This is a genomic window from Pseudonocardia spirodelae, assembly GCF_037727765.1.
Classification (GTDB): domain Bacteria; phylum Actinomycetota; class Actinomycetes; order Mycobacteriales; family Pseudonocardiaceae; genus Pseudonocardia; species Pseudonocardia spirodelae.
Genome location: NZ_JBBJUP010000022.1, coordinates 16,619 through 34,945 on the forward strand (window position 1 = coordinate 16,619; position 18,327 = coordinate 34,945).

Genomic DNA, 18,327 nt, shown 5'->3' on the forward strand with positions numbered 1-18,327 from the left:
TCGGTCAGTCCTCGACGTTCTCGCGGATCCGGCCGGTCAGGGCGACCGGATCGACCGCGTGCAGGCTCCCGCCGGGTCCGGCGAGGTCGAGGGCGTGCGCGGCGGCGTGGCCCATCGCCGCGCACGGCCCCATGACGCGCACGCTGGACAGGGCGGCGGCGTCGCCGTCGACACAGCGGCCTGCGGCCACGAGGTTGCCGACCGCGGGCGGCAGCATCGAGCGCAGCGGCACGTAGTGCAGGTGGTCGGGGCCGAAGGTCTCCCAGACGTAGCCGTCGGGGCTGTCGTGCAGCTCGATCGGCCAGGCGGTGCGGGCGACGGCGTCGGGGAAGCGGACGCCGGCGCGCACCTCGTCGACGGTGAGCTGGTGCACGGCGGCGAGCCAGCGGGTCTGGCGGCGGCCGGGCAGCCCGTAGGACCGGACGCTGGCCTTGCCGAACACCTCCGGGAACTCCGCGCGCAGGAACTCCACGACCCGGTCGGCCTGCGCCTTGCCCTCCAGCTGCGCCTCGGCGGCGGCGATCGGGTCGAGCGGGGCCTCGATGTGGGTCATGTTGAGCACCGCGGTGTCGCGGCCGGGGAAGTAGAAGGCGAGCCCGTCGCGGCGCAGCAGGCCGTAGTCGCCCGCCCGGGCCCCGACCCGGTCGGCGAGCTCCGCGGGCGGCGGTGCGGCGCTCGCGTCCAGGTGCTCGACGACGAGCTGCTGGCTGCCGTAGATCTCCCGGTCGGGCAGCCAGCACTCCAGGCCCGCGGCCCAGGCGAGCGCCGCGTCGCCGCTGGCGTCGACGAAGCCGGCCGCGGTGACGTCCACGGCGCCGTAGCGGGTGGCGAACCGGGCGCCGAGCACGCGGTCGCCGTCGCGGTCGACGCCGGTGAGCGTGGCGTTGGTGAGTACCCGGATGCCGTGGGCGCGCACGGTGTCCTCCACCCAGCGGCCCAGGCGCACCTCGTCGTAGCCGACGGTCAGCGTGTGCCCGGTGCGGTAGAACAGGTCGCCGCCCGCCTCGAGGTCGGCGAACATGGCGTCGAACAGGCCGTGGGTGAGCTGCCGGTGCTCGGGTCCGTTGCCGTAGACGCCGCAGAACAGCCCGATCAGCGAGTTGACCATCTGGCCGCCCAGCACGGGTGCGGCGTCGACGAGCACGACGTCGCGGCCGAGCCGGGCGGACTCCACGGCGGCCGACAGACCGGCGATGCCGGAGCCGACGACGCACACGTCGGCGGTGACCGCGTGGGCGGCCGGATCGGCCGGCCGGAGCGGGGCGTCCCGGACCACGGTGTGGATCGGCAGGGGCGTCAGCGGGTGAGGCATGGCTCACACGGTAGGAAGCGCGTCGCGGCGCCCGGAAATAGAACCTTCACCTGACGGATCATCGACCGGACGAATAGTCGCAGCTCCTACAGGGTGCCGGCGAGCTCCACGACGAGCTCCCGCAGCCAGCGGTGGGCCGGGTCGGACTCCAGGTCGGTGTGCCACCACAGCCGCTCGTCGATCGGCCCGGGATCTCCGGGGCAGGGCAGCACGGCGAGCCCGAGGCGGTCGGCGACCTGGCGGGCGAGGCGTTCCTGCAGCAGCGCCACCCGGTCGGTCCCGGCCACCAGGTACGGCACCGACAGGTAGCTCTCGACACGCACCCGGATGTCGGGCTCGACGCCGAGGCGGGCCAGCTGGCGCGTCATCGGTGCCGCCGCCGACATCCCCCGGTCCGGGGCGAAGGGCACCACCCACGGCATGGCGGCCAGGGTGTCCAGGCCGAGGCGCGGGCCGGAGCCCGCGGCGACCGGGTTCGACGCGTCGACCACGCACACCCAGCGGTCCTCGAACAGCGCGGTCGAGCGCAGCTCCGGACGCTCGAAGCGGGCCGCGGGCGGCGCGATGAGACCGTCGATGAGCCGGATGGTCTCGCCGATGTCGGCGGAGAACGACTCCCGCACCAGGCGCAGCCGCAGCTCGACGCCCGGGGCGCGGCGTGCCATCGCCGCGGACAGGGCCGGCCCGAGCACCGCGACGGTGTAGTCGGCCACGAGCAGGGTGAAGCCGCGCCGCGCGGTGGAGGGGTCGAAACCGTGGCCGGTGCCGAAGAGCCGTTCCGCCGCCGAGCAGACGCCCTCGACCTGGTCGACGAGCTGGAACGCAAGCGGGGTGAGCACGTAGCCGCCGGGCCGGCGGGCCAGCAGGTCGTCGTCGAAGTGGCGGCGCAGCCGCGACAGCGCGGCGCTGGCCGCGGGCTGGGAGATGCCGATGCGGGCCGCGGCGCGGGTGACGTTGCGCTCGCGCAGCAGCTCGCGCAGCGACACCAGGAGGTTGAGGTCGAGGTTCGCCAGCCGGCTCGGGGGCGGTGTCACGCGACGCCGGCCGCCGCGACGGACGTCCCGGCCGGCCGGGTGTCGGCGGTCGCGGCTCCCCCGGCGGGCGGGCGGAGCGCGCGGTGCGGGGCGGCGACGGTGCTCACGGCGCCGCAGGTTAGCCCGTCGTGACCCGGGCGCGCCGGAAGGCGCTCGGGGTGACCCCGCGGACCCGGGTGAACGCCGTGCTGAACCCGAAGGCGTCGGCGTAGCCGACCCGGCGGGCCACCTCGGCGAGCGTGACGTCCGGCCGCGACGCCAGCAGCTGCGCCGCCAGGGTCATCCGCCAGCCGGTGAGGTAGGTCAGCGGGGGCTCGCCGACCCGCTCGGTGAACCGGGCGGCGAGCGTCGCCCGCGACACCCCGGCGGCCGCGGCGAGTCGCGCGACCGTCCAGGGTGCGGCCGGGTCGTCGTGCAGCAGCCGCAAGGCCTCGCCCACGACCGGGTCCTGCCGGGCCGCCCACCACGACGGCGGGTGCCCGCCGGGCCGGTCGAACCAGGTCCGCAGGGTGCACACCAGCAGCCAGTCCAGCAGCCGGTCCAGGACGACCTGCTGCCCGGGCGCGTCGACGGCCAGCTCCTCGGCGAGGTGGTCCAGCACCGGGTCGCCCGAGCCGGAGGACGGCCCGCCGGGTGCGGGGTCCGGGGCGGGGACCCGCAGGACCGGGGGCAGCGCGTCGAGCAGCCGGGCACCGACCTCACCGGCCACCGTGACGGCCCCGGTGACCAGCACCGTGTCACCGCCGGCCGGCCCACCGGGGGCGGCGCCCCCGACCGGGTCGTCGACGACCTCGAAGCCGCCGGGCCCCCGCACGACGGCGGTGTCGCGGGCGCGCAGCGGCTCCGGCTCGGCGCCGGGGACGACGATCCGGCCCCGCCCGCGCAGCAGCACGCACAGCGTGAGCGGGGCGCCGTCGGGCACGCGCAGCGACCAGGGCGGGGTCAGCGTGGTGCTGCCGAACACCGCGCCGTACGACCGCAGGCCGCGCAGGAGGTCGCTGAACGGGTCCACCGCCCCATTCTGGACGACCGGACATGCGGCCCGGTGCCGTGACCATGTCGTCGTCCGGCCGGGCGCGGTTGACTCGCCGCCATGGACACGCACGACACGACCCGCGAGACCCTGACCGCGGCCGACCGGGAGCTGCTCGCCCGGCCCCTGCACGGCTTCCTGACCGGCGCGGGCGGACCGGTCCCGGCGCAGCCGCGCCCGGTGTGGGTGGAGGCGACCGAGGACGGCGCGGTGCAGCTGTTCACCGGTCCGGAGTCGCTGCACGTGCGGCGCCACCGGCGCGACGCGCGGGCCACGGTCGTCGTCGCCGCGCCGGCGGGCGAGCCCGAGCGCTGGGTGTCGGTGACCGGCCCGACCACGGTGGAGACCGACGGCGCGCACGCGCTGGCCCGGCGGCTGGCCGGACGCTACTGGGACCTCGGCGACCCGGTCCGCGCCGGACAGCTCGCCGAGATCCTGGCCGGGGACCAGGTACGTCTGGTGATCCACCCGCAGCGGGTGCGCCGCTTCAGCTTCTGAGGGCGGGGGCCGCGCTCAGGGCGTGCGCCGCCCCGACCAGCCGGGCTCGACCGCGGCCCAGTCCAGCTCCCAGGCCCGGGCGAAGGTCCGGCCGTTCACGGCGAAGGCGAACCGGCCCAGCAGCAGCACCCCGACCGCCCAGGCGACCGCGGTGATGAAGCCGGCCGCGACGGCGACGGTCACCGCGTCGGCCGGTGTCGACGGCGGTGTGGCGAGCCGGCCGTCGGCACCCACCCAGGCCGTGACGTGGTCGCCGACGCCGTAGATCCCGGGCAGCGAGCTGCCCCCCGAGTGCGGCGCGCCGTCGGGGCCGGTCCAGGACAGGGTCAGCGCCTGCTGGCCGGTCTGCAGGTCGCCCATCGACGACGCGCGCGCGGTGACGGTGGCCTGCACCGCGGTGCGTTCGTGCGCCTCGACGCGGCCGCGGTCGAGCACGGTGCCGTAGGCGGCGGACCCGGCGATCCAGGCCACGAGCAGGCCGGTCGCCACGAGCAGCCCGAGCGCGACGGCGAGCACGTCCTCCCGGCGGGACGCGCGACGGCGGAGCCGGTCCGCGGATCCGGCCGGCGACCCCGGACGCGGGTGGTCGGCTGCGCGCATCGTTCCTCCAGGGGCTCGCGACGGCTCGTGGACGGGCCGCACCACGGCGCGTGAGGACCCGACCACCGAGAACTACCCCCGTTATCGCTCCGTGACATCACGTCGGGACGGAGATCACTCCGTCGGACGCCGTGCGGTCGGCTCCCGTACCCGGACGGTCGTCCGCGGCCGGCCGTCGCCGCGCCCGCGGCGCGCTCCCTCTCGCCGCGCGTCGTCGGCCGCTCACCGTGGGTGGCCGCGTCCGGCCCGGACACGCCGGACGCCCGCCCCCGCGTACGGGGACGGTCGTCCGGGTGTGGTGGGGACGGCGCGCGGCTCAGCCCGTGCTGGCCGCCCGGCGCGGCAGCACCCAGTTCGGGCGCGGGAAGTGGCAGGTGTAGCCGTAGGGGAATTTCTGCAGATAGTCCTGGTGCTCCGGCTCGGCCTCCCAGAAGTCACCGGCCGGCTCGACGTCGGTGGTGGCGCGGCCCGGCCACAGCCCGGACGCGTCGACGTCGGCGATGGTGTCCAGGGCGACGGCCTTCTGCTCCTCGCCGGTGTAGAAGATCACCGAACGGTAGCTGCGGCCGATGTCGTTGCCCTGGCGGTCCTTGGTCGACGGGTCGTGGATCTGGAAGAAGAACTCCAGGATCTCGCGGTAGCTGATCCGCTGCGGGTCGAACACGATCTCGACGGCCTCGGCGTGGTCGCCGTGGCGCCGGTAGGTCGCGTTCGGCGTGTTCGGGTCGCCGGAGTAGCCGACGCGGGTGGAGACGACGCCCGGGCGCTCACGCAGCAGCTCCTGGACGCCCCAGAAGCAGCCGCCGGCGAGGATGGCGGTCTCGGTCATGGGGCCTTACCTCCCTGGGTCGGGTTCGCTGGACCGTACAACGACCCGCCACCCGCGGATGTTCCGTCGCGCACGATCGAACTCCCCCGTCTCGCGCCCGACCGGGTCGATGACCGATGCTCACGGTCGGGAGATCGGCGGCGAGACGGAGGAGCACGGGCATGGGTGAGCTGAGCACCGAGGAGCGGGCGGTCCTGGAGACGGTGCGCGACTTCGTCGAGCAGGAGGTCCGCCCGGTGGTGCGCGAGCTCGAGCACGCGAACACCTACCCGGAGAAGCTGATCGAGCAGATGAAGCAGCTCGGCGTGTTCGGGCTCGCGATCGGCGAGCCGTGGGGCGAGGCGCCGGTGTCGATGCCCTGCTACGCGCTGGTCACCGCCGAGCTGGCACGCGGCTGGATGAGCCTGGCCGGCGCGATGGGCGGGCACACCGTCGTCGCCAAGCTGCTCGGGGAGTTCGGGACCCGCGAGCAGCAGGACCGCTACCTGCCGCGGATGGCGACCGGTGAGCTGCGGGCGACGATGGCGCTCACCGAGCCCGGCGGCGGCTCGGACCTGCAGGCCATGACCACCCACGCGCGGCGCACCGACGACGGCTGGGTCGTCAACGGGGCCAAGACGTGGATCACCAACTCCCGCCGCTCCGGGCTGATCGCGCTGCTCTGCAAGACCGACCCGGCCGCCGAGCCGCGCCACCGCGGGATCTCGGTGCTGCTGGTCGAGCACGGCCCGGGCCTGACCGTGTCGAAGGACCTGCCCAAGCTCGGCTACAAGGGCGTCGAGTCCTGCGAGCTGGTGTTCACCGACATGGCCGTCCCCGCCGACGCCGTGCTGGGCGGGGAGCCCGGGCGCGGCTTCGCCCAGATGATGAAGGGGCTGGAGACCGGCCGCATCCAGGTCGCCGCCCGCGCGCTGGGCGTCGCCGACGCCGCGCTCGGCGACGCGCTGGCCTACGCCCAGGAGCGCGAGTCGTTCGGCAAGCCGATCTGGCAGCACCAGTCGGTCGGCAACTACCTGGCCGACATGGCCACCAAGGTCACCGCCGCGCGCACCCTGATCCTGCACGCCGCGCAGAAGTACGACGCGGGCGAGCGCTGCGACATGGAGGCCGGGATGGCCAAGCTGTTCGCCTCCGAGACCGCGATGGAGGTCGCGCTGGACGCCGTGCGCATCCACGGCGGCTACGGCTACTCCACCGAGTTCGACGTCGAGCGCTACTTCCGCGACGCCCCGCTGATGATCGTCGGCGAGGGCACCAACGAGATCCAGCGCAACGTCATCGCCGCCCAGCTGGTGAAGCGGGGCGGCCTGCGGCGGTTCTGAGCCCGGCGGGTCAGCGGCCGTCCCGGGCGGGGTCGGCCGTCCCGCCACCGGCCGGGGCGGCGCCGTCCACGGAGCCGGTGCCGTCGGCGCCCCCGGCGACCGCGGCGCCCCCGGCGCCGTCGGCGCCGTCGGCGACGGAGGTGCCGTCGGGGTCGGGGGCCGCGCCGTTGGTCGCGGCGGCCGGGGTGGTCGCGGGGTCCGCGTCCGTACCGACCAGGCGCCGGTCGCGGGTGTCGATCTGCTCGCCCAGGTAGCGCATCAGCACCGCGACGACGGCGGCCACCGGCACCGCGAGGAACGCCCCGGCGATCCCGTAGAGCGACCCGCCCGCCGTCACCGCCAGCAGCACCACGGCGCCGTGCAGCTTGAGGCTCTGGCCCTGCAGGATCGGCTGCAGCACGTTGCCCTCGACCTGCTGGACCGCGATGACCAGCACGACGACCGCCAGCGCGGTGGTGAAGCCCTGCGTCACCAGCGCGATGAGCACGGCCAGCGCGCCCGCGACGACCGCACCGACGATCGGGATGAACCCGCCGATGAAGGTCAGCACGGCCAGCGGCAGCGCGAGCGGGATGCCGAGCAGGACCAGCCCGACACCGATGAACACGGCGTCGATGAGGCTGACCAGCGCCTGCACCCGGATGAACCCGCCGAGCACCTGCCACATGCGGCGCAGCACCTCGGCGATGTGCCCGCCCGCGCTGCGGCCGGTGATCGAGGTCAGCCACGGCAGGAACCGGGGACCGTCCTTGACGAAGAAGAACGTCAGCACCAGCGCGAGCACCACCGCGACCAGCCCGGACGCCAGGGTGGACACCCCGGTCAGCACGCTGCCGGCGATCTGGGTGGCGCTCTGCTGCAGCTGCTGGGTGACCTGGGCGACGATGTCGCCGATCTGGCCCTCGCCGAGGTTCAGCGGCGGGCCGGACACCCACTGCTGGATCTGGCCGAGCGCGGCGATCACCCCGGAGGTGATCTGCTGGGTCTGCCCGGCGATCGACGGCGCGATCGCGACGAACAGCCCGCTGACCGCCCCCAGCCCCACCAGCAGCACGAGCGCCGCCGCGAGCGCCGGGGGGAACCGCCACCGGATGAGCAGCGCCGCCGGCGGGCGCAGGATGGTGGCGAGCAGGACGGCGAGCACCACCGGCCACAGCACCACCCACAGCGCGCCGATCAGGTAGCCGACCAGGACCAGCCCGACGGCGATGAGCGCGATCCGCAGGCTCCACGCCGCGACCCAGGTCAGACCGTTGCCGATGATCGTGCCGCGGCTGGCCACGTCCCCGGACGGTGCCCGCCCGAGCACGGACCTCCCCGCGGGATCCTGCCCGGCCGGTGGCGACGCCGAATCCATGCCGTGCTCCGTTCTCGCTGGTGGCTGCGGCTCGGAACCCTAGCCGCGCAGGAGCGTCCGTGCCCGCGTCCACGGGCCCGGGGGACCCGACCGTGGTGTGGCCCCGCTCGCCTCAGAGCTCGTCGGCGAGGTGGCGGAACCCGGCGGGCCGGTCGCGGTGCAGCGTCCACAGGGTCTCGGCGAGCACCGCCGGGTCGGTGCGCGGGTGCCCGGGCTCGATGGCGCCGGGCACGATCAGCTGGGCGACGTGCACGCCGTCGCGGGCGACCTCGTCGTGCAGCATCGCCGCGAACGCGCCCGTGCCGGCGAACGCGATGGAGGTGCCGGCGACCCGGGCGGCCGGGCGGGCGCCGCTGCCGCCGTTGACGAACAGCACGGTGCCGCGGCCCAGTGCGCGCATCCCGGGCAGCACCTGGTGCACCGCGGCGACCGGCCCGTACACCGACATCTCCACCGGCCCGACCAGGTCGGCCGGGGTGGTCTCCAGCAGCGGGCGCAGGAAGTCCTTCTGCGGGGCGGGGCTGTACTGCAGCACCTCGACCGGGCCGACGGTCTCGGCGACCCGCTCCAGCGCCGCGGCGAGCCCGGCCGGGTCGCGCGCGTCGGCGGCGAACCCGTGGGCCCGCACGCCGTCGGCGGTCAGCTCGGCGGCGAGGGCCTCCGCGCGCTCGCGGCGGCGCCCCAGCAGCGCCACCTCGAACCCCTCCCGCCCGAAACGGCGGGCCACCGCCGCGCCCAGTCCGGGCCCGGCACCGACGATCGCGAGGACGGTCATGGCGCCGATCATCGCCCGCGCGGCCCGGGCGCGCCCGCCGTCACCCCGCGGCGACGCCGACCAGCGTGCCCAGCCCGTAGGTGACGGCCAGGCCGAGCGCGCCGCCCAGGACGACCCGCAGCACGGCGCGCCGGGTGCCGTGCCCGCCGAGGCGGGCGCTGACCGCGCCGGTCACCGCGAGCGCGACGAGCACGGCGACGACGGTCACCGGGATCCGCCAGGCCGCCGGGGGCAGCGCGATCGCGAGCAGCGGCAGCACGGCGCCGAGCACGAACGACAGCGCCGACACCGCGGCCGCCTGCCACGGGCCGGCGAGGTCGTCGGGGTCCAGGTGCAGCTCGGCCTCGACGTGCGCGGACAGCGCGTCGTGCGCGGTGAGCTCGCGGGCGACGGTGTCGGCGGTCTCCTCGCTGAGGCCCTTCGCGCGGTAGAGCGCGGCCAGCTCGGCGAGCTCGCCCGCCGGGTCCTCGGCCAGCTCGCGGCGTTCGGTGGCGAGCAGCGAGCGCTCGGTGTCGCGCTGGCTGCTGACCGACACGTACTCCCCCAACGCCATCGAGACCGCGCCGGCGGCGGTCCCGGCGATCCCGGCGGTGAGGACGGTCGCCGGGGTGGCGGCCGCCCCGGCGACACCGACGACGAGCCCGGCGGTGGAGACGATGCCGTCGTTCGCGCCGAGGACTCCGGCGCGCAGGCGGTTGAGGCGGCCGCTCAGCGCGGAGGCGTGCGGCTCGGCCGGGTCGAGTGCGGTGTCGGTGGGTCCGGTCATGGGCGTAGTGGAGCACCGGCCGGGACCGTTGCGCCAGACAAGCCGCCCTCACCCGCGGCCAGCCTGACCGAACCGAGGCGTGCCTGCCCTCGCGCCCGGCGATCGGCCCCCGACCTGCGACGACGCGCCGCGCGGACGGCGCACGGCGCGCCCCGCCCCGGTGGCGGGGCGACGCGGATCACCCGTCCGGCGCTCAGCCGGACAGCTGGGACAGCCGGTCGGCGACCGCGCCGAGGTGCCCGCTCATGGCGGTGAGCTCGTCGGAGGCGCTGCCGAGCAGCCCGGCGTCGCCGAGCTCGCTGCCGGCGATGCAGTGCCGGGCGGCGTCGGCGCCCGAGGTGAGCCCGGCCGCCCACGAGGCCTGGGCGACGGCGTCGGGGATCTCCGGGTAGGCCCGGGCCGCGGCGACCTCGTCGCGCAGGTCGCGGCAGGCGTCGGCGAGCGCGCCGACCCCGCCCGACGTGCCGGCCGCGGCGATCCCGCGCAGCGCACCGGCGATCGCGGTGACGTGGACCTGGCCGCCGCCGCTGCGCCAGTCGACGACGGCGGTGGTCGCGGCCGCGGCGTCGGTGATCCCGCGCCCGGCGGCGCCCGCGGCCCCGACGACGACCCCGAACACGACGAGCATGACCGCGATCGCCGAGCCCAGCCCCGCGACGACGACCGCGGGCCTGCGGCGGCGCGGCAGCAGCGCGACCGGGAAGCCCGGGAGGCTGCCGTCCGGCGAGGGGCCCGCGGCGGGCTCCACCGGGCGCGGCGGCGCCGGCGTCCACCAGGGCGCCGCACCGCGGGGCGCCGGGACCGCCACGCGCGGACCGCCCGTCGGCGGGTGGGCGGTCACCGGCGGCGGACCGGCCGGGCGCCGCTGGGCCGGGATCGCCCCGGCGGGCGGGTACCCGGCGGGGGCGGCGTGCGGGTGGTCCTCGCGCAGGGCGTGCCGCGGGCGGTGGGGTGCTCCGTCCATGACCTCCCCCTCTCCGGCGTGCGGGCGTCGACCAGTTCATCGCCGGGTGCCCCGCCCGTGCATCCCGTACCCGGATTCTTCAGCAGAAATGCCGATATGCGCGTCACGCTCGCGGGTCATCCGGCGTTCACCCGGGCGCCGTAGCATCGCCGTCGCCATGCCCGAGCCCGTCCGCCCGCTGCGCCGCGGCGCCGTCACCCCGCCCGTGCACGTCCCGCCGGAGCAGACGACGGTGCCCCGCTACCCGGGCGCCGTGGCCGGTGCGGCCGGTCGGGCACCGCACCTGGTGGTCGTCGCCGCGCCCGCACCGGTCCCGCCGCTGCGGGCCGGTGACCGGTGTGCGCGGCTGGCCGCCGGCGCCGACCCGGGTGCGCTGCTGGACCGCGAGCTCGCCCGGCTGGTCACCGGGTGGCGGATCCTGGTCGTCGGCACCGAGGCGCGGGCGCAGGAGGTCCGCGCCGCCGCGCTGGCCCGCGGCGCCCGCGACGACGAGCTCGTCCTCACCCCCACCGACCTCGCGGACACCGCCCGCGACCGCATCGTGTCCTGCGGGCACTGCCACCACCGCTTCACCGCCCGCGCCGACCCCGGCGACGCGCTCGGCTGCCCCGGCTGCGGGCTGGTCGTGCACCTGGCCGCGCACTTCTCCCGGCGGCTCGCGGCCTGGCTGGGCGCCCCGACGCCGGAGCGCGCCCGGTGAGGACGCTGGACCTGCGCGTCGCCGCCGTCGCCCCGGTGAGCCCGGGGGTGCGGTCGCTGGCGCTGCAGCGGCCCGGCGGCGGGCCGCTGCCGTCGTTCCCGCCGGGCGCGCACGTCGGCGTCGAGTGGGCGCCGGGGCGGTGGAACCCCTACTCCCTCACGGGACCGCAGGACGAGCCCGCCCGCTGGCACGTGTCGGTGGCGCTGCGCCCCGGCGGGCACGGCGGCTCGGCCTGGATGCACGCCCGTTCCCCCGGCGACCCGGTGCGGGTCACCGCCCCGCGCAGCACGTTCGCCCCGGACGACACCGCACGCCACCACCTGCTCGTCGCGGGCGGGATCGGGGTCACCCCGGTGCTGTCGCACGTGCGCCGCCACCTCGCGTGGTCCGCGCCGTTCACCGTGCTGTTCGTGCACCGCCCGGGCCGCGCCCCGCACGCCGCGGAGCTGGCCGCGCTGTGCGGGGACCGGCTCGTCACCGCCACCGGGCGGGCCGCCGCCCGGGCGCAGCTGGCGCGGCTGCTGGGGACCGCGCCGTTCGGCAGCCACGTCCACACCTGCGGGCCGCCCGGCCTGGTCGCCGCCGTCGCCGACGCCGCGCGGGCCGCGCACTGGGTCGCCGGCCGCGTGCACGCCGAGAGCTTCGACGCACCGCCCGTCACGGGGCGGCCGTTCCGCGTGGTGCTGCGCCGCAGCGGGCGCACCGTGCCGGTCGGGGCCGGGGAGAGCCTGCTCGACGCCGTCACCCGGGCCGGGGTGCGCGCGCCGTCACTGTGCCGCAGCGGTGTCTGCGGGGAGTGCGTGACGACGGTGCACCGCGGCGCGGTCGAGCACCGCGACACGGTCCTGGCCCCGGACGGGCGCGACGGGCGGATGGCGCTCTGCGTGTCCCGCGCCGCGGGCGACGAGCTGGAGATCGACCTGTGAGCGTCCCGGCCGACGTGGCCCGCTACCCGTTCCCGCTGCCCCACCCCACGTACCGGATCAGCGCGAACGTCGAACCGGCCTGCGTCGTGCGGGAGACCGAGGCCGGGTCGTGGGGCGCGACCGTGCTGGACGACGGCCCGGACCGGGGCGCGCTCGCCGCCGCGCGGGCCGCCGTCCTGGACGCCGAGCCGGCCCGCTTCGTCGCCGCGCCGCACGCCCGCGCCGCCTGCTGGGACGCCTGCCTGCACCTCGCCGGGCTGCTCGCCGCCGCGCAGCCGGGCACCTGCTCGCTGACCCGCGACGACGACGGCGTCCGCCGTTTCCGCGACACCGTCACCGGCACCGACCTGCGGCTGGTGCCCGGCGACGAGGATGCGCTGCCCGAGCACCCGCTGCGCTGGATCTCGCGCCACCTCGCCGAGGACGTCGTCGTGCTCGGGGCCCGCGACGGCGCGCTGTGGCTCGACGCCGGCGCGGTCGCGTCCGCCTCGGTGTGGTCGGTCGGGTTCGACGCGGGCATGAGCTTCCGCGAGCTGCACGGCCCGGTCCCCGGCAACGGTCCCGGCGGGGTGTTCGAGCGGGCGGAGCGCTTCCTGCTGCGGCTCGACCCGGGCGAGGCCTACCGGCGTCTCAACTGGGGCCTGCAGCCCGGCGACCACCACGACCTGTCGCTCGACGCCGCACCCGCCTGGCAGCCCGCGCGGGCCCGGCTCGCCGCGGGCGCCCCGGTCACCGACCCGGGCCGGGAGATCCACCTGCGCACCGAGGTGCAGCACATGGTGCGGCTGCCGCGGACCGGGGCGGTGCTGTTCCTGATCGGGATCCGGCTGCTGCCGCTGGAGCGGGTCGCGCTCGTCCCGGCGTGGGCGGAGCGGCTCGCGTCGGTCTGCGAGACGCTGCCGCCGGAGGTCGCCGAGTACAAGGAGCTCGAACCGCTGGCGTCGATCACCGCGCGCTGGCTGCGCGCGCGGCGGCCGTGAGCGGCGTTCCCCGTGCGGCGCAGCGCGTGCGGACCTAGCCTCGCCGCTGATGACCGACCCGACCCCGTGCACCGTGCTCGATCTCGTGGCCGACCCCGGGGTGGCGACCGAGCTGGCACACCGGCTGGCCCGCGAGCTGCCCGACGTCCTCCGGGGACGTGGCGAGGGGCGCTGGGAGGTCCGCGTCGCCGACGAGCCGATCGTGCTCGACGAGCGCGGCGCCCTGCCCGCCCTGTCGATCGGGGACCGCGTCCGCGACCGTGACGGCGCCGACGCGGTCGTGCTGCTGACCGACCTGCCGCGCCGCGCCGACACCGACCCCGTCGTCGCCGACGCGGGCACCGCGCACCGGGTGGGGCTGGTGTCGCTGCCCGCGCTGGGCGCCCTCGACCAGTACCGGCGCTGCCGCGACACCGTGGTCCGGCTGGTGACCCGGCACCTGTTCCCGGCCGGGGACCGGGCCGGGGCCGGGGAGCGGTCCGACGCCGGCCGCGCGGGAGCCCTGACCCGGCTCGGCCAGGACACCGGTGGGGGCCGCGACGGCTCCGGCAGCGCCGGCGTCGAGGACGACGTCGACGTGCGGCTCGCCCTGCCCGGCCTGCGCGGGCGGCTGCGGCTGCTGGCCGGGCTGGTGCGGGCGAACCGGCCGTGGCGGCTGGTGCCGAGCCTGTCCCCGGCGATCGCGGCGGCCGCGGCCGGTGCGGCGTTCGGGATCTTCTACTCCAACATCTGGGAGCTGGCCACCGCGCTGGGCACCGGACGGCAGGTCACCGTCATGCTCGTCGCGCTGACCGGGATGACGGCGTGGCTGATCCTGGACAACGGGCTGTGGGAGTCGCGGCGGGCACGGTCGCTGCGCGAGGAGATGCTGCTGTCGAACCTGTCGACGGTGATCACGGTCGCGTGCGGGGTGCTGGCAATGTTCGCGCTGCTGTTCGTGCTCGCGCTGGTCGCGGCGGTGCTGGTCGTCCCGCCGGACTACCTGGGCCAGAAGCTGATGCGCCCGGCCGGGCCGGACGACTGGGTGATGATCGCCTGGCTGTCGACGTCGATGGGCACCGTCGCCGGGGCGCTCGGCTCCGGGTTCGCCGACGACGACGCGGTGCGCCGCGCCGCCTACAGCCGGCGCGAGCGGGAGCGCCGGGCCCGCCTCGACGACGCCGAGCACGACTCCGGCGGCCGCTCCGGCGACGGCTCCGGGCGCGGCGACCGAGGCTGAGCGTCAGCCGGGCAGCGCCGACCGCAGCACGTCGACGGCGGTGGCCGCCCGGTCGCGGCCGTCCCCGGCGGCGTCGAGCCGGGCGGCCAGCTCCGGCGGCAGGTCGAGCACCAGCCGGACCGGGCCGCCGGACGCCGGGTCGCGGGGCCGCAGGACCACGCCCAGGACCGGCAGCGCGACCGTCCCGAGCGCGTCGACGATCCCGGCGACGCCCAGCCACCGCCAGTAGTCCTCGCCGTCGCCGACGACGCCGTCGGTCAGCACGGGCAGCGCCAGCATCACCGCGACCACCGCGATCGCGGCGAGGGTGAGGGCGAGCCCGGCCCGGATCACCGCGGAGCGACGCCCGGACAGCAGCAGGAGCAGGTTGGCGTGCGCCAGGCTGACCGCGGCGATGGTCAGCACCAGCGCGGCCTTGACGACGGTGCCGTCGAGGTCGCCGCCTGCGGCGGAGAGCATCTCGCCCCACCAGATCAGCCACAGCACGCAGACCGCGGCCGCGACGCTCGCCGCGAGCCCGGCGATCCCCAGCAGCCGCACCGCGCGGGTGACGACGGCGAGGTGGCAGAGCGCCGTCGTACCGAACGCCGCGACGACCAGGGTGGTGACCACGACGCGGGCGGCGGTGTCGCCGAACCCGCCGCCGAGCAGGGCGACGATGCCCGACACCGACGCGACGACCAGCGAGGCCACCACCGCGACGATCATCGCGCGGCGCGCGCCGCGCACGGACGGGGCTGCAGGAGCGGTCATGGCGGCCAGTGTGGACCCGGCCGGGCCCGGGCGTGATCCGCAGTCCTACGGACCGGGCAGCGTCGCGACGCCCATCTGCTCCTGCACGGCGGCCGGGTCGACGCCGCGGCGGCGGGCCCGGCCGGCCGCGCGGGTGGACGCGAGCACCGCGCGCGGCTCCCCCGCCGGCCCGGTGATCTCGACCCGGCCCAGGTCGTGCCGGGTCAGCAGCGCCATCGCACCGGCCAGGGCGTCCGGCGGCAGCGGCGCGCGCACCGCGAGCCGGGCGCGGGCGCGGCGCAGCTGGTCGGCGGTCCACGGGCCCGGGGCGGCGACGCCGTCGAACAGCTCGGCGAGGCGGGGGTCGGTGCCCGGCAGTCGTACCCGGACGTCGCGGTGGGTCTGGGTCAGCACGCCGTGCACGATCGCGGCCGCCTCCCAGCCGGTGGCCGTGGTGTCGAGGTCGGCGAGGACGTCGGGGACGGCGCCGGGCAGCGGCACGGGCCGGGCCCCCGGCTCGGGCACCAGCGCGGCGATGCGCAGCCCCTCGGAGTCCTTGCCCGCGGCGGACTCCGGGCGCCCGGCCCAGTCGGGGCCGTCGTGCCATGCGAGGGCCGCCGGGACGTGACGCAGCGCGGCGCCGCTGTTCCAGGCCCGGTAGGCGAGGTCCCAGTCCTCGCCGCCGTAGCCGACGTAGCGCTCGTCGAAGCCGCCGAGGTCGTCGAACAGGGACCGGTGCACGGCGAGGACCGCGCTGATGACCAGCCGCCAGTCCCCCGGGCCGGCGTCGCGCAGGTCCCGGGTGCGGGCGTAGCCCTGCGCCAGCCACACCGGGTCGGGCAGCTGCGGGGCGTCCGCGGGGTCGTCGCCCGGCGCCGCGGCGGACAGGTCGGCGTGGCGCCGCCGCCCGACGGCGAGCACGTCGGGACGGGCCGCGACCGGCGCGGCGAGCGCGGCGACGAACCCGGGGCCGGGCACGGTGTCGGCGTCGAGGAACACCAGCACGTCGCCCTCGGCGTGCGCGGCGCCGCGGTTGCGGGCCGCGGCGGCGCGGAAGCCCAGGTCGGCCTGGGTGACCACCCGCACCGGGACCGGGCCCGGCGCCGGCCGCGGCGGCTGCGGGGACCCGTCGTCGGCGACGACGACCGACACCGGTGGCAGCGTCTGCGCCGCGAGCGCCGCCAGCGTGCGGGCGAGCTGCGCGGGCTGGCGGTAGTGACAGACGACGACCCCGACCCGCGGGCCCGGGCCGCTCACCGGCCCAGCACCGCGCGGTAGAGGGCGACGTGCCCGGCGCCGGGCTCGGGCCAGTCCGGGACCGGGCCGCGGGTGCGGCCGGGGTCGGCGAGCGCGGCCGCGACGAGCGCGTCGCGGGTGGGGTCGTCGTCGTAGAGGTGCACCGAGCCCGGGGCCGCGGCGGCGACCTCGACGGCGTGCGGGGCGGCCGCGGCCAGCGGGACCCGGCCGTGGGCGAGCCAGGCCAGCAGCGAGCCGCTGGCGCTGACCGTGCGGCTCGGCGCGACCGGGACGGTGACCGCGGCGGCGGCCGCGGCCAGCTCCGCCGGTTCCAGGTGCCCGGTCAGCACCCAGTCGACGCCGCGGGCGCGGGCGTGCGCGGCCAGGTCGCGGGCGAGGTCGTCGTGTCCGTCGGCCACCGCCCCCGCCGCGACGACCGCGGGCCGGTCCGGGTGCGCGGCCGCGGCGTCGACGACGGCCTCGTGCCCCTTGCCGGGGTGCACGAACCCCAGCACCCCGAGGGCGGACCGCCCGGCCCAGCCGGGCGCGGGCCCGGGCGGCACCACCACCGGCAGCGGCAGCGCCACCTGCACCGGGTCCGCGGCACCGAGCGCGCGGGCCTTCGCGGCCTCGTGCCCGGCGGAGACGACCACGGCGTCCGCGGCGGCGACGACGTGCCGGTACCCCGCGGCGCGCCGGGCGTCGCGGGCCGGGTCGGGGTCGGCCCCCGGGAGGTCGTGCAGGGTCACCACCAGCGGGCGGGGCAGGGTCGCGGCCACGTCGGTGAACGCCTGCGCGGCGGCGGCGATGTCCGGGCCCCACAGGGCGTCGGTGAACTGGGCGTGGGTGAGGTCGGCGGCCCCGGACCCGACCGGCACGACACCCCGGGCGGCGACGGCCGCCGCGACGGCCGCGGCGTGGCGCACCACGCCGTGCCCGGAGGCGCCCGGCGCGACGACCCGCACCGTGGTCGTCACCGCGACACCCCGGCGACGACCTCGCGGTAGAGCGCGGCGTGCGCCCCGGCGACCTCGGCGCGGGCCCGCTCGCGCACGGCGGGGTCGGCCCGCCAGGCCGGCCGGGTCCGGTGGGCCAGCGCCACCGCCGCGGCCAGCGAGGCCCGGTCGGGGCCGTCGCCGGCCAGCCGGTAGGTCAGGCAGGGCGCCTGCTCGCGGAAGTGCCCGACGTCGGGGACCAGCGCGGTGGTGCCCAGGTCGTGGCATGCCTCGAGCCAGCCGGAGTGGGTGCCCCAGCGGTAGGGCAGCACCGACACGTCGAGCTCCTGCAGGTAGGTGTGGAAGGCGTCGTCGTCGAACGGGGGGTGGACGCGCAGGTCCAGGCGGGGCTCGTCGCGCAGGGCGGTGGCGACGGCACGGCCGCGGCCGTCGTCGTGGGCGTCGACGCGGACGGTCACCCCGGCCGGAGCGGTCGCGGCGAGCGCGCGGGCCACCCCGACCGGGTCGGCGTTGGTGCGGTGGCTCTTGGCGTGCAGCCCGACGACGAACCCGTCGTGGCGCGGGCGCGGCGCGTGCGCCCACCCAGGCCCGACGACGGCCGGGTGGGCGAGCACGAGGGCGTCGCGTCCCCAGCGCTCCCGGATCCGTCCCGCCGCGCCCGGGGTCAGCGTCACCACCGCCGCCGCGGCCGGCACCAGCACGTCCAGCGACGCGGTGTGCGGGGCCGGGTCGGTGTGGTGCGGGTTGCGCAGGTCGTGCACGGTCAGCACCAGGGGCCGGTCCGCCCCGCGCAGCGCGGCGACCAGCGCGCGCAGCTGTGCGGGGCCGCGGTCGTCGAAGCCGAAGTGCACGTGCAGCACGTCGAACGTCCCGGCGTGGGCGCGCACGTACCCGGCGTCGAGCCACGGCGAGGGCCACCACCGCCCGTCGACGGCGCCGGGCACCGGCGGGTCGGGCAGGCGCAGGACCTGCGGGTGGTGCAGCGACCGCACGTAGGGATGGGCGGTGGGCACGGACGCCACACGCACGCGGCGGCTCCTCTCGGACGGGTACGGCCCGGGTGCCCGTCCCGGGGCCGGTCAACCGCG

At 77.6% G+C, this 18,327-nt stretch carries 19 protein-coding genes; 6 read left to right on the forward strand and 13 right to left on the reverse strand.

Features of this window, described 5'->3' with window-relative positions; genetic code table 11:
• Nucleotides 1-4 precede the first annotated feature (4 nt).
• The 3 genes from WJX68_RS22175 to WJX68_RS22185 form a co-directional block, all read right to left on the reverse strand.
• Entirely contained in the window at nucleotides 5-1,312 is a 1,308-nt protein-coding gene (locus WJX68_RS22175; protein WP_340294252.1) for an FAD-dependent oxidoreductase, read from the reverse strand.
• 86 nt (nucleotides 1,313-1,398) lie between these two features.
• Complete coding sequence (locus WJX68_RS22180; RefSeq protein ID WP_340294254.1) at nucleotides 1,399-2,346, reverse strand: LysR family transcriptional regulator; 948 nt, start codon at nucleotides 2,344-2,346, stop codon at nucleotides 1,399-1,401.
• Between the two features lie 118 nt (nucleotides 2,347-2,464).
• Entirely contained in the window at nucleotides 2,465-3,358 is an 894-nt protein-coding gene (locus tag WJX68_RS22185) for an AraC family transcriptional regulator (protein WP_340294256.1), read from the reverse strand.
• Between the two features lie 81 nt (nucleotides 3,359-3,439).
• Between WJX68_RS22185 and WJX68_RS22190 the strand changes: the two genes are divergently transcribed.
• Nucleotides 3,440-3,877: a pyridoxamine 5'-phosphate oxidase family protein gene (locus WJX68_RS22190; RefSeq protein ID WP_340294258.1), complete on the forward strand. Its 438-nt coding sequence runs from the start codon at nucleotides 3,440-3,442 to the stop codon at nucleotides 3,875-3,877.
• A 15-nt stretch (nucleotides 3,878-3,892) separates the two neighbouring features.
• On the opposite strand, the gene WJX68_RS22195 is transcribed toward WJX68_RS22190, so the two are convergent.
• Both WJX68_RS22195 and msrA read right to left on the reverse strand, forming a co-directional pair.
• Nucleotides 3,893-4,477 carry an Rv1733c family protein gene (locus WJX68_RS22195; protein ID WP_340294260.1) on the reverse strand — a complete coding sequence of 195 codons (585 nt, stop codon included), beginning with the start codon at nucleotides 4,475-4,477 and terminating at the stop codon, nucleotides 3,893-3,895.
• A gap of 316 nt (nucleotides 4,478-4,793) precedes the next feature.
• Nucleotides 4,794-5,306: a peptide-methionine (S)-S-oxide reductase MsrA gene (gene msrA / locus WJX68_RS22200; RefSeq protein WP_340294262.1), complete on the reverse strand. Its 513-nt coding sequence runs from the start codon at nucleotides 5,304-5,306 to the stop codon at nucleotides 4,794-4,796.
• Nucleotides 5,307-5,467: 161 nt separating this feature from the next.
• Between msrA and WJX68_RS22205 the strand changes: the two genes are divergently transcribed.
• Nucleotides 5,468-6,628 carry an acyl-CoA dehydrogenase family protein gene (locus WJX68_RS22205; protein WP_340294264.1) on the forward strand — a complete coding sequence of 387 codons (1,161 nt, stop codon included), beginning with the start codon at nucleotides 5,468-5,470 and terminating at the stop codon, nucleotides 6,626-6,628.
• 10 nt (nucleotides 6,629-6,638) lie between these two features.
• On the opposite strand, the gene WJX68_RS22210 is transcribed toward WJX68_RS22205, so the two are convergent.
• The 4 genes from WJX68_RS22210 to WJX68_RS22225 form a co-directional block, all read right to left on the reverse strand.
• Complete coding sequence (locus WJX68_RS22210; protein WP_340294266.1) at nucleotides 6,639-7,910, reverse strand: AI-2E family transporter; 1,272 nt, start codon at nucleotides 7,908-7,910, stop codon at nucleotides 6,639-6,641.
• A 187-nt stretch (nucleotides 7,911-8,097) separates the two neighbouring features.
• Complete coding sequence (locus WJX68_RS22215; protein ID WP_340294268.1) at nucleotides 8,098-8,760, reverse strand: SDR family NAD(P)-dependent oxidoreductase; 663 nt, start codon at nucleotides 8,758-8,760, stop codon at nucleotides 8,098-8,100.
• Between the two features lie 40 nt (nucleotides 8,761-8,800).
• Entirely contained in the window at nucleotides 8,801-9,526 is a 726-nt protein-coding gene (locus WJX68_RS22220; RefSeq protein WP_340294270.1) for a VIT1/CCC1 transporter family protein, read from the reverse strand.
• A gap of 193 nt (nucleotides 9,527-9,719) precedes the next feature.
• The gene (locus tag WJX68_RS22225; protein ID WP_340294272.1) at nucleotides 9,720-10,490 is read right to left on the reverse strand and encodes a hypothetical protein; all 771 of its coding nucleotides are present in this window, start codon (nucleotides 10,488-10,490) and stop codon (nucleotides 9,720-9,722) included.
• Nucleotides 10,491-10,647: 157 nt separating this feature from the next.
• Between WJX68_RS22225 and WJX68_RS22230 the strand changes: the two genes are divergently transcribed.
• From WJX68_RS22230 to WJX68_RS22245, 4 genes are read left to right on the forward strand one after another with little or no spacing between them, the layout of a single operon-like run.
• Nucleotides 10,648-11,190, forward strand: a complete 543-nt coding sequence (locus WJX68_RS22230) for a dimethylamine monooxygenase subunit DmmA family protein (RefSeq protein WP_340294274.1) — start codon at nucleotides 10,648-10,650, stop codon at nucleotides 11,188-11,190.
• Complete coding sequence (locus WJX68_RS22235; RefSeq protein WP_340294276.1) at nucleotides 11,187-12,116, forward strand: PDR/VanB family oxidoreductase; 930 nt, start codon at nucleotides 11,187-11,189, stop codon at nucleotides 12,114-12,116. The genes WJX68_RS22230 and WJX68_RS22235 overlap by 4 nt, the downstream gene beginning before the upstream one ends.
• Nucleotides 12,113-13,096, forward strand: coding sequence for a heme-dependent oxidative N-demethylase subunit alpha family protein (locus WJX68_RS22240; RefSeq protein ID WP_340294278.1), 984 nt, complete (start codon nucleotides 12,113-12,115; stop codon nucleotides 13,094-13,096). The genes WJX68_RS22235 and WJX68_RS22240 overlap by 4 nt, the downstream gene beginning before the upstream one ends.
• Before the next feature lie 49 nt (nucleotides 13,097-13,145).
• A complete protein-coding gene (locus WJX68_RS22245; protein WP_340294280.1) occupies nucleotides 13,146-14,315 on the forward strand; it encodes a hypothetical protein in 1,170 nt (389 codons plus the stop codon).
• A gap of 3 nt (nucleotides 14,316-14,318) precedes the next feature.
• On the opposite strand, the gene WJX68_RS22250 is transcribed toward WJX68_RS22245, so the two are convergent.
• Genes WJX68_RS22250 through WJX68_RS22265 form a run of 4 tightly spaced genes read right to left on the reverse strand, consistent with a single transcriptional unit; the run spans nucleotide 14,319 to nucleotide 18,267 of the window.
• Nucleotides 14,319-15,068: a hypothetical protein gene (locus tag WJX68_RS22250; protein ID WP_340294282.1), complete on the reverse strand. Its 750-nt coding sequence runs from the start codon at nucleotides 15,066-15,068 to the stop codon at nucleotides 14,319-14,321.
• A gap of 45 nt (nucleotides 15,069-15,113) precedes the next feature.
• Nucleotides 15,114-16,304 (reverse strand): glycosyltransferase family 2 protein, encoded by a 1,191-nt coding sequence (locus tag WJX68_RS22255; protein ID WP_340294284.1) that lies wholly within the window; start codon nucleotides 16,302-16,304, stop codon nucleotides 15,114-15,116.
• Nucleotides 16,301-17,260, reverse strand: a complete 960-nt coding sequence (locus WJX68_RS22260) for a hypothetical protein (RefSeq protein ID WP_340294286.1) — start codon at nucleotides 17,258-17,260, stop codon at nucleotides 16,301-16,303. Before WJX68_RS22260 ends, WJX68_RS22255 begins: the two co-directional genes overlap by 4 nt.
• The gene (locus WJX68_RS22265; RefSeq protein WP_340294288.1) at nucleotides 17,257-18,267 is read right to left on the reverse strand and encodes a glycosyltransferase family 1 protein; all 1,011 of its coding nucleotides are present in this window, start codon (nucleotides 18,265-18,267) and stop codon (nucleotides 17,257-17,259) included. The genes WJX68_RS22260 and WJX68_RS22265 overlap by 4 nt, the downstream gene beginning before the upstream one ends.
• Between the last annotated feature and the right edge of the window lie 60 nt (nucleotides 18,268-18,327).

Bases quoted from the DNA above. Each gene is read 5' to 3' on its own strand.
- WJX68_RS22175 (WP_340294252.1), bottom strand. From the start codon at position 1,312: ATGCCTCACCCGCTGACGCCCCTGCCGATCCACACCGTGGTCCGGGAC.
- WJX68_RS22190 (WP_340294258.1), top strand. From the start codon at position 3,440: ATGGACACGCACGACACGACCCGCGAGACCCTGACCGCGGCCGACCGG.
- WJX68_RS22195 (WP_340294260.1), bottom strand. From the start codon at position 4,477: ATGCGCGCAGCCGACCACCCGCGTCCGGGGTCGCCGGCCGGATCCGCG.
- msrA (WP_340294262.1), bottom strand. From the start codon at position 5,306: ATGACCGAGACCGCCATCCTCGCCGGCGGCTGCTTCTGGGGCGTCCAG.
- WJX68_RS22205 (WP_340294264.1), top strand. From the start codon at position 5,468: ATGGGTGAGCTGAGCACCGAGGAGCGGGCGGTCCTGGAGACGGTGCGC.
- WJX68_RS22215 (WP_340294268.1), bottom strand. From the start codon at position 8,760: ATGACCGTCCTCGCGATCGTCGGTGCCGGGCCCGGACTGGGCGCGGCG.
- WJX68_RS22220 (WP_340294270.1), bottom strand. From the start codon at position 9,526: ATGACCGGACCCACCGACACCGCACTCGACCCGGCCGAGCCGCACGCC.
- WJX68_RS22225 (WP_340294272.1), bottom strand. From the start codon at position 10,490: ATGGACGGAGCACCCCACCGCCCGCGGCACGCCCTGCGCGAGGACCAC.
- WJX68_RS22230 (WP_340294274.1), top strand. From the start codon at position 10,648: ATGCCCGAGCCCGTCCGCCCGCTGCGCCGCGGCGCCGTCACCCCGCCC.
- WJX68_RS22245 (WP_340294280.1), top strand. From the start codon at position 13,146: ATGACCGACCCGACCCCGTGCACCGTGCTCGATCTCGTGGCCGACCCC.
- WJX68_RS22250 (WP_340294282.1), bottom strand. From the start codon at position 15,068: ATGACCGCTCCTGCAGCCCCGTCCGTGCGCGGCGCGCGCCGCGCGATG.